The sequence below is a fragment of the Streptomyces cyaneochromogenes genome (assembly GCF_003963535.1).
Lineage (GTDB): Bacteria > Actinomycetota > Actinomycetes > Streptomycetales > Streptomycetaceae > Streptomyces > Streptomyces shaanxiensis.
This window is the reverse complement of sequence record NZ_CP034539.1, coordinates 5819099-5831730: the sequence shown is the minus strand read 5'-3', so window position 1 is coordinate 5831730 and position 12632 is coordinate 5819099. Positions and strand designations below refer to the sequence as shown.

General features: G+C 68.7%; 12 protein-coding genes. 3 read left to right on the top strand and 9 right to left on the bottom strand.

Annotated elements, in window-relative coordinates:
* Positions 1–3 precede the first annotated feature (3 nt).
* A complete protein-coding gene (hemB, locus tag EJ357_RS26535; protein ID WP_126394082.1) occupies positions 4–1002 on the bottom strand; it encodes a porphobilinogen synthase in 999 nt (332 codons plus the stop codon).
* A 257-nt stretch (positions 1003–1259) separates the two neighbouring features.
* Here hemB and EJ357_RS26530 point away from each other — a divergent pair, with 257 nt between their 5' ends.
* On the top strand, positions 1260–2654 hold the full coding sequence (locus tag EJ357_RS26530) for an FAD-binding oxidoreductase (protein ID WP_126394081.1): 1395 nt from the start codon (positions 1260–1262) through the stop codon (positions 2652–2654).
* 181 nt (positions 2655–2835) lie between these two features.
* Positions 2836–3564 carry a hypothetical protein gene (locus EJ357_RS26525; protein WP_126394080.1) on the top strand — a complete coding sequence of 243 codons (729 nt, stop codon included), beginning with the start codon at positions 2836–2838 and terminating at the stop codon, positions 3562–3564.
* Positions 3565–3574: 10 nt separating this feature from the next.
* On the opposite strand, the gene EJ357_RS26520 is transcribed toward EJ357_RS26525, so the two are convergent.
* Genes EJ357_RS26520 through EJ357_RS26510 form a run of 3 tightly spaced genes read right to left on the bottom strand, consistent with a single transcriptional unit; the run spans position 3575 to position 5660 of the window.
* Entirely contained in the window at positions 3575–4060 is a 486-nt protein-coding gene (locus tag EJ357_RS26520) for a hypothetical protein (RefSeq protein WP_126394079.1), read from the bottom strand.
* A gap of 40 nt (positions 4061–4100) precedes the next feature.
* Complete coding sequence (locus EJ357_RS26515) at positions 4101–5339, bottom strand: putative T7SS-secreted protein (RefSeq protein ID WP_126394078.1); 1239 nt, start codon at positions 5337–5339, stop codon at positions 4101–4103.
* Positions 5340–5354: 15 nt separating this feature from the next.
* On the bottom strand, positions 5355–5660 hold the full coding sequence (locus EJ357_RS26510; protein WP_126394077.1) for a hypothetical protein: 306 nt from the start codon (positions 5658–5660) through the stop codon (positions 5355–5357).
* Positions 5661–6085: 425 nt separating this feature from the next.
* Between EJ357_RS26510 and EJ357_RS26505 the strand changes: the two genes are divergently transcribed.
* Positions 6086–6439, top strand: a complete 354-nt coding sequence (locus tag EJ357_RS26505; RefSeq protein WP_126394076.1) for a DUF4333 domain-containing protein — start codon at positions 6086–6088, stop codon at positions 6437–6439.
* A 345-nt stretch (positions 6440–6784) separates the two neighbouring features.
* Here EJ357_RS26505 and EJ357_RS26495 read toward each other — a convergent pair whose 3' ends face one another.
* The 5 genes from EJ357_RS26495 to EJ357_RS26475 all read right to left on the bottom strand — a co-directional run bounded on the left by EJ357_RS26495 (position 6785) and on the right by EJ357_RS26475 (position 12543).
* The gene (locus EJ357_RS26495; protein ID WP_126394074.1) at positions 6785–8491 is read right to left on the bottom strand and encodes a bifunctional uroporphyrinogen-III C-methyltransferase/uroporphyrinogen-III synthase; all 1707 of its coding nucleotides are present in this window, start codon (positions 8489–8491) and stop codon (positions 6785–6787) included.
* Positions 8488–9447, bottom strand: coding sequence for a hydroxymethylbilane synthase (gene hemC / locus EJ357_RS26490; protein WP_126394073.1), 960 nt, complete (start codon positions 9445–9447; stop codon positions 8488–8490). The genes EJ357_RS26495 and hemC overlap by 4 nt, the downstream gene beginning before the upstream one ends.
* Complete coding sequence (locus tag EJ357_RS26485; RefSeq protein WP_126394072.1) at positions 9444–11189, bottom strand: glutamyl-tRNA reductase; 1746 nt, start codon at positions 11187–11189, stop codon at positions 9444–9446. The genes hemC and EJ357_RS26485 overlap by 4 nt, the downstream gene beginning before the upstream one ends.
* A complete protein-coding gene (locus tag EJ357_RS26480) occupies positions 11186–11953 on the bottom strand; it encodes a redox-sensing transcriptional repressor Rex (RefSeq protein WP_126394071.1) in 768 nt (255 codons plus the stop codon). Before EJ357_RS26480 ends, EJ357_RS26485 begins: the two co-directional genes overlap by 4 nt.
* Positions 11954–12255: 302 nt before the next feature.
* Positions 12256–12543, bottom strand: a complete 288-nt coding sequence (locus tag EJ357_RS26475) for a glutaredoxin family protein (protein WP_126400062.1) — start codon at positions 12541–12543, stop codon at positions 12256–12258.
* Between the last annotated feature and the right edge of the window lie 89 nt (positions 12544–12632).

Sequence of the window (12632 nt, the reverse complement as noted above, 5' to 3'; positions counted from 1 at the left end):
GCCTCAGACGCGGCCCAGCTTCTGCGCCGCCTCCGTCGCCCAGTAGGTGAGGATGTTGCGCGCGCCGGCCCGCTTGATGCCGGTCAGCGTCTCGAAGATGGCCCGGTCCCGCTCGATCCAGCCCTTCTCGGCGGCGGCCTCGACCATCGAGTACTCGCCGGAGACCTGATAGGCGGCGACCGGCACGTCCACCGCGTCGGCGACCCGCGCCAGGATGTCCAGGTAGGGCCCGGCCGGCTTGACCATCACCATGTCGGCGCCCTCCTCCAGGTCGAGGGCCAGCTCCCGCAGCGACTCCCGGACGTTCGCCGGGTCCTGCTGGTAGGTCTTGCGGTCCCCCTGCAACGAGGAGGCGACGGCCTCCCGGAAGGGGCCGAAGAAGGCGGAGGCGTACTTGGCGGTGTAGGCGAGGATGGCGACGTCCTCCCGCCCGATCTGATCGAGCGCGTCACGGATGACGCCGATCTGCCCGTCCATCATCCCGCTGGGCCCCACCACATGGGCCCCGGCGTCGGCCTGCACCTGCGCCATCTCGGCATACCGCTCCAGCGTGGCGTCATTGTCGACACGCCCTTCGGCGTCCAGCACGCCACAGTGCCCGTGATCCGTTGTCTCGTCGAGGCACAGGTCGGACATGACGAGAAGGTCGTCGCCCACCTCGGCCCGCACGTCCCGGAGGGCGACCTGCAGAATCCCGTCCGGATCGGTCCCCGGCGTCCCGAGGGCGTCCTTCTTCTCGTCCTCCGGCACGCCGAAGAGCATGATCCCGGAGACACCGGCCTCGACGGCCTCGGCAGCGGCCTTCTTCAGACTGTCCCGCGTGTGCTGGACCACCCCCGGCATGGCGGCGATCGGCACCGGCTCGCTGACGCCCTCGCGCACGAAGGCGGGGAGGATGAGGTCGGCGGGGTGCAGCCTGGTCTCGGCGACCATGCGCCGCATGGCAGGGCTGGTCCGCAGACGCCGCGGCCGCGTGCCCGGGAAGGATCCGTACGTCGTCATGCCACCTACGCTACGCCCGCCCCGGCAGCACCTTTGCCGACGAAACGTCGGGACGGACACAAGGCGGCAGGCGACGACCTGAAGCAGCCGGAAGCAACATAAAGCAGCCCGAATGCGCTCTCCCACCCGCCGGGTCCATCCTGAAACAGAATCCTCAGAACTCAAGAGCCCCGCCACAACCCCAAGGACCCCGACGGCCCCGCCCCTCGGTGAACGTGCCGCCGCAGTCCCTCCGTACCCCCACCACGGAGGACGCGATGCCCGCCACCCACCATCTCCACCAGACCCCCGACCTGTTCGCCCTCTCCGAGATCCGCGGCCCGGTCCTGCGCCCCGGCGACGACGGCTACGCCGAAGAGGTCACCGGCTTCAACCTGGCCGCGCTGCACACCCCCGACGTGGTCGTGGGTGCGACGGGCGTCGACGACATCGTGGCGGCCCTGCGCTGGGCGTCGGCCACCGGCACTCCGGTCGCGGTCCAGGCGACGGGCCACGGCGCGAACTTCCCCATCGACCACGGCCTGCTGATCAGCACGGCCCGCATGACGGACGTGCACATCGACCCGGACCAGCGCCTTGCGACCGTCGCGGCCGGGGCGAAGTGGCGGCACGTCCTGGAAGCGACCGCACCGCACGGCCTCGCCGCACTGTGCGGCACGTCGACGGACGCCGGCGCGGTCGGCTACAGCCTGGGCGGCGGCCTGCCCGTGCTCGGCCGGGCGTACGGCTACGCGACCGACCTGGTCCGCTCCTTCCAGGTAGTCACCCCCGACGGCACACTCCGCGAATGCGACGCGACCCAGGAGCCGGAGCTGTTCTGGGCACTGCGCGGCGGCAAGGGCAACGTAGGCGTGGTCACCTCGATGACCTGCGAACTGCTCCCCCTGCCCACGATTCTCGGCGGAGGCGTCTATTACCCGGGCGAGCACACCGAACCCGTGCTGCGCACCTGGACCGACTGGACCCGAACACTGCCGGACGAGATGTGCAGCGCCTTCACCCTGCTCCGTCTGCCGCCCATCCCGGAGATCCCCGAACCCCTGCGCGGCGGCTTCTGGGCCCGCGTCGCGATCGCCTGGCCCGGCGACCCGGCCGAGGGCGAACGCCTGCTGGCCCCGATCCGCGCGGCGGCCCCGGTGACGGTCGACACGGTGGAGGAGATGCCGTACGCGGCCCTGGACCTCATCCACATGGAACCCCAGGACCCACTCCCCGCCCGCGAGTCGTGCGCCCTGCTGCCCGACCTCACCCCCGAGGCCATCGACACCTTCCTGGCCCAGGTGGGCCCCGAAGTCCCCGACTGCCCCCTGCTCATGGTGGAGATCCGCCACATGGGCGGCGCCCTCTCCCGCCCCGCCCGCGTGGAGGACGCGATCTGCGCCCGCGACGCGAACTACTTCCTGGAAACGGTGGGCGTCCTGGCCGCCCCGCCGGCGGCCGAGGCCATAGAACAGGCCACCAGAGCCCTGCACAACGCGATGTCCCCCTACGGCACGGGCCGCACCATGGTCAACATCCACGGCACCCCCGGCGACGAATCCGACCGCGCGCGAGCGTGGAGCCCGGAGGTCTATGACCGGCTGCGCAAGGACAAGTCGACTTACGACCCGGCCGATCTGCTGCGATTCGGCCACACCGTGGCCCCGGTATAGGCGCTAAACGCAGCTACGGCACGGACAAAGGCAGATTTTACATCGGAATGGCGGCCGATAACACACACCGCCCTCACATCACCGTCACCGAATCATCTACATCCGAACAAATAGCGGCAGGTTACCCCTCGGGCCACCTCGTACGTGCTCTGCGTTCTGGCGTACGCCATACTCATGCAGCATGGAAGACGTGCTGGAAGTGCTCATGCCGACCATCGTGGTCCTGGTGACGGTCGCCGGTATCATCGGCGTCATTTACAACATCAGACGCGTGAACAAAAGGGACGTGCGAAGCGAACAAGAGCAAGCGGAGCTTGTCCGGTTCGCCCAGGAACGCGGCTGGAACTACACCGCGGAAATCCCCGGCGGGGCAGAACGCTACGTGGGGGCGCCGCCCTTCCGGGCAAAGGGGCACTACCTTTGGGATCGCGTCGACGGCGAATTCAGGGGGCACACCTTCAGCTGCTTCGAGTATCGCCCGCGCGATTTCGACGCGGAGGACGCCGGCACGAACGACCATCGCTATTTCGTCGCATTCACGCTCACGACGCCGACGCCCACACCTGGCATGATCGTAGATCAGCCAAACACGCTGGAACGGGCGGACAACCGGTTCAACAACGTCTTCGGCCTCGGCGACAACGAGGTGAAGCTGGGAAACCCCGAATTCGACGAGGACTTCCGCATCATCACCGACGACGAGGCGTTCGCGCGAACAGTGATGACCGACGACCTGCTGCGGTTCCTCCTTTCCGACCCCCGGGTCAAGGATGGGCCCCTCCGCTTCCACGGGAACGAGCTGATCACATGGTTCGAGGGACGGCTGCGGCCGGACGGGATCGATCCGAAGCTGAACTACCTGTGCGACGTCCTGGAACGAGTACCGGCACAGACATGGCACTCGGCCTGAGCGAAGCAGTTCATGGGTGAGCAGGGCGAATCGACCGGATGAATGCCTTGAAATCATCCTGGACCGCATCAAGCTGTGACGACTTGGCCGTCAATGCGAACTCAAGCACAGCGCGCTTGGCCGGGTCGTGCACATCCTGCATGGTCAAGTAGACCTGGCTCTGCACGAGCTCCAAGGGCAACCCTCGCAGCCTGCCCGACAGGCGGAGGGTCTGGGTGAGCGCAGGCGCCTCCGGCGTTCCCCCCTGGTCCCGCTTGGCCACGCGCACCGTCGCCGCCTCGCTCAATCGTTGGACCGACTCTTCCGCCAGGGTAACCAGGTCAGCCAGGTCTTCCCGAAACTTACCGGCGATCGTGATATTCGCGGTAAACCCGTCATGCGACTCGGGATGGAGCGCGACAAAGGCAACTCCCGGTGCACCCACCTCATCGGGCGGCGCCGGCTTCCATCCCTCCGGCAATGAAAACTCGATCTTCACCGGCAATGTGGTCGCCATGGTGGACTATCTCCCTCAGTATGCGGAATCGGCGCACATGTCAGCCGAAGGGGTTCCACTCTTTCATCGTGTCGCCAACGTCATCGAGGCCGACCTTGTCCGCGATGTCACCGACCGAATCAATCACTTTACCCGGGTCGACCTCGACCTGCCCGGAGACATTGCCTCCGATGCCCAATGTGGCGCCCAGTTCTCCACCGATGACGAACTTGCCGTCCTTCATGCCGGCGTCAAAGGTGGCCGTGGCCCCGATTCCCGCACGCACCTCGGCCGAGCCGCCCGCCCCGATACCGCCGACGTCGGCGTGACCCTCCACGCCCGCCTTGGCGCCCGCGAATCCGTCGAAGCCCGCGTGCACACCGTCCCTGCCCACGGATGCCTTCGCGGACGCTTCGGCGCCGACGGATGCCGAGGCCTTACCGCCGAGGGCCACGGGGCCGGACTCCCAGCCACCTTCCGCGGAGCCCGCTACGAGGTTGGCAGCGGCACTGGCTCCGACCTGCATCCTGCCTTCGGCAAAGGACGCCGCTGCGGTGGCTTGCGCCGAGAGCACCTGGACGCCGGCCTTTCCCGCGGCCCTCCCGCCCGCCCACTCGGACTCGCCTTCGGCCTCGGCCTTCCAGGCCTCCGCTTCGGCGCTTCTTTCCCACAGCTTGGTCTCATGACCCGCCTTGGGTTTGGCGTTGGGATCCTCGACGGACTGGCCGTTGGGCGTGCCCCAGGTGCGACGCTCCGCCCCCTTGAGATCTGCGGCTTGGACCTCGTGCCAGGCCTTGCCGTAGCTGGATTTCCCAGATTCCTTCTGGTTCTCGGCCGTTTTCGCCGCCCGGGCCAGCCAGTCCGGGGCCTTGTCGGAGTCGCCGGACAGCTCCTTGAGCTTTTCCGCCGCCTTGTCACCTTCGTCCCGAAGGTACTGCCGGCCATTGTTCAAAATCAGCTCGGCCTGGCTTTTGTCGCCACCGTCCCACAGCGCGATCGCCTCTCCGGCCTGCCGCTGCGCCTCGCTCAGCGCCGCGGCATATGCGCTGATCGTCGAGGCCGCCTCGGCCATCTGGTCGGACGCGTAGAGCCAGTTCTTCTTCTCACCGGCGAGCTTTTCCGAGAATCCGTCGCCGGCCGGCCCGGTCCAGCCGGAAATGCGTACGCCGCCCAGCCCGTCGCCGACATCCTCGAAGTTGCCGAAATACTTCCTGAGTGACTGCGCGATACTGTTCAGATTCCCCGCGTCACCGGGGATCAGCTCCTTCGGGTCTTTCGTGTCACCCAGCTCAGCCGCCATGCCCGTTCCCCGTTCTTACCGTCCCGCGTGGGGCGGACTCACCAGCCGCTCTGCCTCGGCATCCGATCGCTCATAGCTGTCGGCCGTCCTCTTGAGCTCGTCCGCCAAGTCGGTCGAACGTTCCCCGAGGACCCCGATGGCCACGTCCCACGTGTCGCAGAATTTTTCGAATTTCCCGGACACGATCAGGTTGCCAAACTCTTCCACACCGCGATTCAGTGCACCGAAATCGGCACCTCTGGCTGAATTCAGACATTTTTGAATATCTGAAGCGCCACCTCTGAGCTCTTCCGGATCAGCACGAAAGCCATCCATGCTCATGTTCGAATCACCGCCCCCGTGAATGCGCGCCAAAGGCAGGCATGTTGGCACTGTCGTCGGCGACGAAACATATCACCCACCTGCGCCATCACAATGCCGAAGGCACTCCGATGCACACGTCCACAAAACCACCAGGAAAATTCCCCAAGTCGCACAGACGCGCCAATCGGTAAACCGTTTTTGCGCCGCAAAGAAAGAACCGGTGAAGGAGTCGACTCCACCCTCGGCACCTTCGACGCAACGATTGGTTCACGATTTACGGCAAGAGTGGGGAATGGGTGAAGATGCTGCGAGCCTCCCCGGCGCCGACGTGCGCGCCAAGGATGCACTTCAGAGGTGCAACGAGGGCAATCTCATGCCACAGCCGAATCCTGCCAGTATGCTTCGTGTCATTTGTGTCTTGCTCATCCGAAATGGAGTCCCCCATGGCCGCACCCCGGCTGTTCGCAGCAAGTTCGATTCTCTCGGCCGTGGCCGTCGGCACCTTGCTCACAGGCTGTTCCGCGTCGGTGAATGTCGAAAAGCCCGAGCTGAAAATGTCTGCGGAAAAGCTGGCGAATCTGGTCGCCGAAAAGCTTGCTGCTACTGCGAACCAGCCGAAGCCGAACGTGACGTGCCCCGAGGACGTCCCCGCGAAGGTCGGCACGACCACCCGGTGCAAGCTCACCGCGGACGACGGCACCACCTTGGGCGTCACAGCGACCGTGAGCTCGGTCGAGGGCACCAAGATGAACTTCGACATCCAGGCCGACGAGACACCCACCGCGGCACCGAGCTGACCACCCATCACAGGCGGAAAACAATGAGGGCGAGGCCGAACCGGCCCCGCCCTCTACCCAAACCGACGCCAACCGCCCTGCTCACGGCCCGTCCGGCGTCCGAGGCTGCAAGCCTCCCCGGCGCCGACGTGCGCCTTCTCGGCGCCGGCACCGGCCTTTCAGCCCGTCCGGCGTTTGAGGACGAGGCCCCTTAAGGGCCGAAGCGGGGGTCTGGGGGCGCAGCCCCCAGAAACGCCCCGGGGTCGAAGGGGCAGAGCCCCTGGAGGACGGGACGGGTAGGGGCGGCGGGGGCGAAGAAAACCCGCCCCCCACGCACCCCCAGCCCCCAGCCCCCAGCCCCCAGCCCTACGTAGTAGACCGCCTCCGCCGAGCCCCCGGCCGCCGCTCACTCGGCCGAGTGACCGGATCCCCAGCCTCCACAGCCGCAGCCCGCCGCCGCATCCCGAACTCGGCAAGCGCCTCGGCCAACTTGTGCACGGACGGCTCCGGAGCCATCACATCCACCCGGAGCCCATGCTCCTCAGCGGTCTTCGCCGTGGCAGGACCGATACAGGCGATCACCGTCACGTTGTGCGGCTTCCCGGCGATCCCCACCAGATTCCGCACGGTCGACGACGACGTGAAGAGAACGGCATCGAAGCCACCCCCCTTGATCGCCTCACGGGTCTCCGCCGGCGGCGGCGAGGCCCGCACGGTCCGGTAGGCCGTGACGTCGTCGACCTCCCAGCCCAGCTCGATCAGACCCGCGACCAGCGTCTCCGTGGCGATGTCCGCCCGAGGCAGGAACACCCGGTCAATGGGATCGAACACCGGGTCGTACGGAGGCCAGTCCTCCAACAACCCCGCAGCCGACTGCTCCCCACTCGGCACCAGATCCGGCTTCACACCAAAGGCAACCAGCGCCTTCGCCGTCTGCTCCCCCACCGCGGCGACCTTGATCCCGGCAAACGCCCGAGCATCAAGCCCGTACTCCTCGAACTTCTCCCGCACGGCCTTGACCGCGTTCACGGAGGTGAAAGCGATCCACTCGTACCGCCCGGTCACCAGCCCCTTGACCGCCCGCTCCATCTGCTGAGGCGTCCGCGGCGGCTCGACGGCGATCGTCGGCACCTCGTGCGGCACGGCCCCGTACGACCGCAACTGGTCGGAGAGCGAAGCCGCCTGCTCCTTCGTACGCGGCACGAGCACCCGCCACCCGAAGAGCGGCTTGGACTCGAACCACGACAACTGGTCGCGCTGCGCGGCGGCAGACCGCTCACCGACCACGGCTATCACCGGCCGCCCGCCCTCCGGCGAGGGCAGCACCTTGGCCTGCTTCAGCGTCTGGGCGATGGTCCCCAGGGTCGCGCTCCAGGTCCGCTGCCGCGTGGTCGTACCGGCGACGGTCACCGTCATCGGCGTATCAGGCTTACGCCCCGCCGACACCAGCTCACCGGCAGCCGCACCCACAGCGTCGAGCGTCGTCGAAACCACGACGGTCCCGTCCGAGGCACCCACCTCGGTCCAGCACCGGTCCGACGCCGTCCGCGCGTCCACGAACCGAACGTCCGCGCCCTGCGCGTCTCGCAGCGGCACGCCGGCGTACGCGGGCACGCCCACGGCCGCCGCCACACCCGGCACGACCTCGAAGGGCACGCCCGCCGCGGCACACGCCAGCATCTCCTCGGCGGCGTACGCGTCGAGCCCGGGATCCCCGGACACGGCACGCACGACCCGCCTGCCGCCCCGCGAGGCCTCCATGACAAGATGTGCGGCATCCCGCACCGCGGGTAGCCCAGCGGTTGTTGACGCGCCGTCAACAACCGCCAGCTGAGGCGTGCCTGTGCCCGGGACGGGGTCCGATTCAGGACCCGTGTCCGTGTGCACTTCGGCCACGCCTTGTCTGGCGTGCTGGCGTACGACGTCGAGCACCTCGTGCTCGGCGACGAGTACGTCCGCGTTCGCCAGCGCCTCGACGGCGCGCAGAGTCAGTAGCCCCGGATCCCCGGGTCCGGCACCGAGGAAGGTGACGTGCCCGTGTTCAAGGCCGGCGGGAAGGGTGGTGGGGCTCACTGTGCTCGCTCCCCCATCAGACCGGCCGCGCCCTGGGCAAGCATCTCGGTGGCGAGTTCGCGACCGAGCGCCAGCGCTTGGTCGTGCGTCTCGGGCACGGGACCGGTGGTGGACAGCTGCACCATCCGCGTGCCGTCGGTCGTACCGACGACGCCGCGCAGGCGCATTTCCTTGACAATCTGCCCGTCGGCCAGAAGGTCGGCCAGCGCGCCCACAGGGGCGGAGCAGCCGGCCTCCAGGGCGGCGAGCAGTGAGCGCTCGGCGGTGACGGCGACCCGTGTGAACGGGTCGTCGAGCTCGCCGAGCGCGGCGATCAGATCCGCGTTGTCCGCGGTGCATTCGATCGCCAGTGCCCCCTGGCCGGGGGCGGGCAAAACCGTGTCGACCGACAGGAAGTCGGTCACCTCGTCGATCCGGCCGATGCGCTGCAGCCCAGCCGCAGCGAGCACCACCGCATCAAGCTCTCCGTCGCGCACGTACCCGATCCGGGTATCCACGTTCCCGCGGATCGGCACCGCCTCGATGTCCAGCCCATGGGCGCGGGCATACGCGTTCAACTGGGCCATCCGGCGCGGCGAACCCGTACCGATGCGCGCGCCGCGCGGCAGGTCGGTGAACTTCAGGTCGTCGCGCGCGACGACCACATCGCGCGGGTCCTCCCGCACGGGAACGGCCGCCAGGACCAGTTCCTGCGGCTGCGCGGTCGGCAGGTCCTTCAGCGAGTGCACCGCGAAGTCGACCTCGCCCTTGAGGAGCGCGTCGCGCAGGGCGGTGACGAACACGCCGGTGCCGCCGATCTGCGCGAGGGCCTCGCGCGAGACATCGCCGTACGTGGTGATCTCGACGAGCTCGACGGGCCGTCCGGTCACCCGGCGCACGGCGTCCGCGACCTGCCCGGACTGGGCCATGGCGAGCTTGCTGCGCCTGGTGCCGAGCCGTAGTGGCTGCTGAGTCATCGTGGGCCTCGGTTCTTCTCGGTGCTGTCCTCGGCGCGGGAGACGGAGGCCACCGTCTCCTGATCGAGGTCGAACAGGGTCCGCAGCGCGTCCGCGTAACCGGCGCCGCCGGGCTCGGCCGCGAGCTGCTTGACCCGGACGGTCGGGGCGTGCAGCAGCTTGTCGACCACGCGCTTGACGGTCTGCGTGATCTCGCCGCGGTGCTTGTCGTCGAGCCCGGGCAGCCGCCCCTCGAGGCGGGCGATCTCGCTCGCCACGACATCGGCGGCCATCGCGCGCAGTGCGACGACGGTGGGCGTGATGTGCGCGGCCCGAAGCGCCGCCCCGAAGGCCGCGACCTCGTCGGAGACGATACGGCGGACCTGGTCGACGTCGGCCGCCATCGGAGCGTCGGCGGAAGCTTCCGCCAGCGACTCGATGTCCACCAGCCGCACGCCGGCCAGCCGGTGCACGGCCGCGTCGATGTCACGCGGCATGGCGAGGTCGAGGAGGGAGAGCACCGGCGCGGGGCGCGGCACCTCGGCGACCGGCTCGGGCTTGCGGCGCTCGGGGATCCGGCCGACGGTGGCCACGGTCGCGGCGAGCGCGGTGATCAGCTCGGCGTCGGCCTCGGGGCTGCGCCGGGAGGCCTCGCGCCGGTCGACGGCACTGCCCGCCGCCCAGGCCGCGTGCTGCTCCAGCGTGGCCGCGTCCATACCGGCGACGGCGGCCTCCCCCATGACAGAGAAACCTCCCTGCACGGCGGTGAGGTCCAGCGGACAGTTCTCGTCGGTGCCGACGCTGGTGGGCGGCAGCGGCGTCTGCGGTGCGTCCAGGCTGTCGGCGCTCGTCCTGGCGGCCGGCGCCTGGACCGCCGTACGAACACCGCCGTCGGCCTCGTCGAAGGCGACCGGCCGCCCGGTACGGCCCTCGACCGCCGCGGCGATCTCCTCGGCCGTGAGGACGAGCCCGGTCGCGCCGGTACAGGAGACGGCGACATCGGCACGTGTCAGCTCGACCGGCACCGACTCCATCGGTACCGCGCGGGCGGGCACGTCCGTGCCGTCGACCTCGGTGAGGATCTGGGCGAGCCGCTCGGCGCGGTCGTAGGTGCGGTTGGCGACCACGATCTCGGCGACACCGGCACGCGCGAGCGTGGCGGCGGCCAGCGAGGACATGGAACCCGCGCCGATGACGAGAGCCCTCTTGCCGCGGGCCCACGCCGTGACGTCCGCCCCGGCGGCCAGCTGCTCCAGGCCGAAGGTGACCAGCGACTGTCCGGCGCGGTCGATACCGGTCTCGGAATGGGCGCGCTTGCCGACCCGCAGGGCCTGCTGGAACAGGTCGTTCAGCAGCCGCCCGGCGCTGTGCAGCTCCTGCGCCTTGGCGAGGGAGTCCTTGATCTGCCCGAGGATCTGCCCCTCGCCGACGACCATGGAGTCGAGCCCGCAGGCCACCGAGAACAGGTGGTGGACGGCCCGGTCCTCGTAGTGGACGTAGAGGTACGGCGTCAGCTCGTCGAGCCCCACCCCGCTGTGCTGGGCGAGCAGCGTGGACAGCTCGGCGACACCGGCGTGGAACTTGTCCACGTCGGCGTACAGCTCGATGCGGTTGCAGGTGGCGAGGACCGCGGCCTCGGTGGCCGGCTCGGCGGCGACCGTGTCCTGCAGCAGCTTGATCTGGGCGTCCGCGCTCAGCGCCGCGCGCTCCAGGACGCTGACCGGGGCGCTGCGGTGGCTCAGCCCGACGACGAGGAGACTCATGCCGGCATCACGGCGGGTACGTCCCCGTCGGGCCCCTGATCGGCGGATTCGTCGGACTCCTCGCGGGCGGCGGCGGGCGGCGCGGCGCCGTCGGGGTGCTCCTCGCCGGCCTTGCGCTGCTCGTGGAAGGCGAGGATCTGCAGCTCGATGGAGAGGTCGACCTTGCGCACGTCGACGCCGTCCGGGACGGTCAGCACGGTCGGCGCGAAGTTCAGGATGGAGGTGACCCCGGCGGCCACGAGCCGGTCGCAGACCGGCTGGGCGGCACCGGCGGGCGTCGCGATGACGCCGATGGACACGCCGTTGTCCTGGATGATCTTCTCCAGGTCGTCGGAGTGCTGCACGGGAATCCCCGCGACGGGCTTGCCGGCCATGGCCGGGTCGGCGTCGATGAGCGCGGCGACCCGGAAGCCACGGGAGGCGAAGCCGCCGTAGTTGGCGAGGGCGGCGCCGAGGTTGCCGATACCGACGATCACAACCGGCCAGTCCTGGGTCAGGCCGAGTTCGCGGGAGATCTGGTAGACGAGATACTCGACGTCGTAGCCGACACCGCGCGTTCCGTACGACCCGAGGTACGAGAAGTCCTTGCGCAGCTTGGCGGAGTTGACCCCCGCCGCGGCCGCGAGCTCCTCGGAGGAGACCGTGGGTACCGAGCGCTCCGACAGTGCGGTCAGCGCGCGGAGGTACAGCGGAAGCCTGGCGACGGTGGCCTCGGGAATCCCTCGGCTACGGGTCGCCGGTCGGTGTGTTCGGCCAGTTGCCACGGTGCTCCTGCGGGTAGAGCGGGGCTGCAGGCGGTCACACGTACCTAGACCGCCCCGTCGAATGCAGGCTATGTCTTTGTGAACGCGTGCACAAAGATGGTGTCCGATTTGCCCGCCCAACGTGACCGGGCTCACGCACGCCCGGCGCACTGCTGTGGAACCGGCGCATACGCACCACCGTTCCTCTGCTTTCGGGGGCAAAACCGCACACTCTCCTCAACGATCCTCGCCCCCCAGACCAAGTCGCCGTCGATCCTAAGCGAGTTTCCGTCCCAGTTGGACTACTCGGTCAGTGCTTTCGTCTAGCCGGTCAGTGCTTTGCGGAGGCGATCTTCGTTCACGCGCCAGAACGTGTGCTGGGCCCCGTCGACGAGGACGACGGGGATCTGTTCCCAGTACTGGTCGTGGAGTTGGGGATCCTGGGAGATGTCCTTCTGCTCCCACGGAACCCCGAGATCACCGCAGACCTTCTCGATCACGATCTGTGCGTCATCACACAGATGACAACCGGGTTTGCGGATGAGTGTGACCAGCCGCTCCTGGGGCGACTTGGCCGTACCGCGACGAAAGAGGGGGCTCATGTCAGCCATTCTCCCGCGCCGGCGCACACAGGCTCGAACACGCCCGGCCACGCCGTTTAACTGTGCGGTCGCGGAGAGTTCACAACCTTCAAACCTCT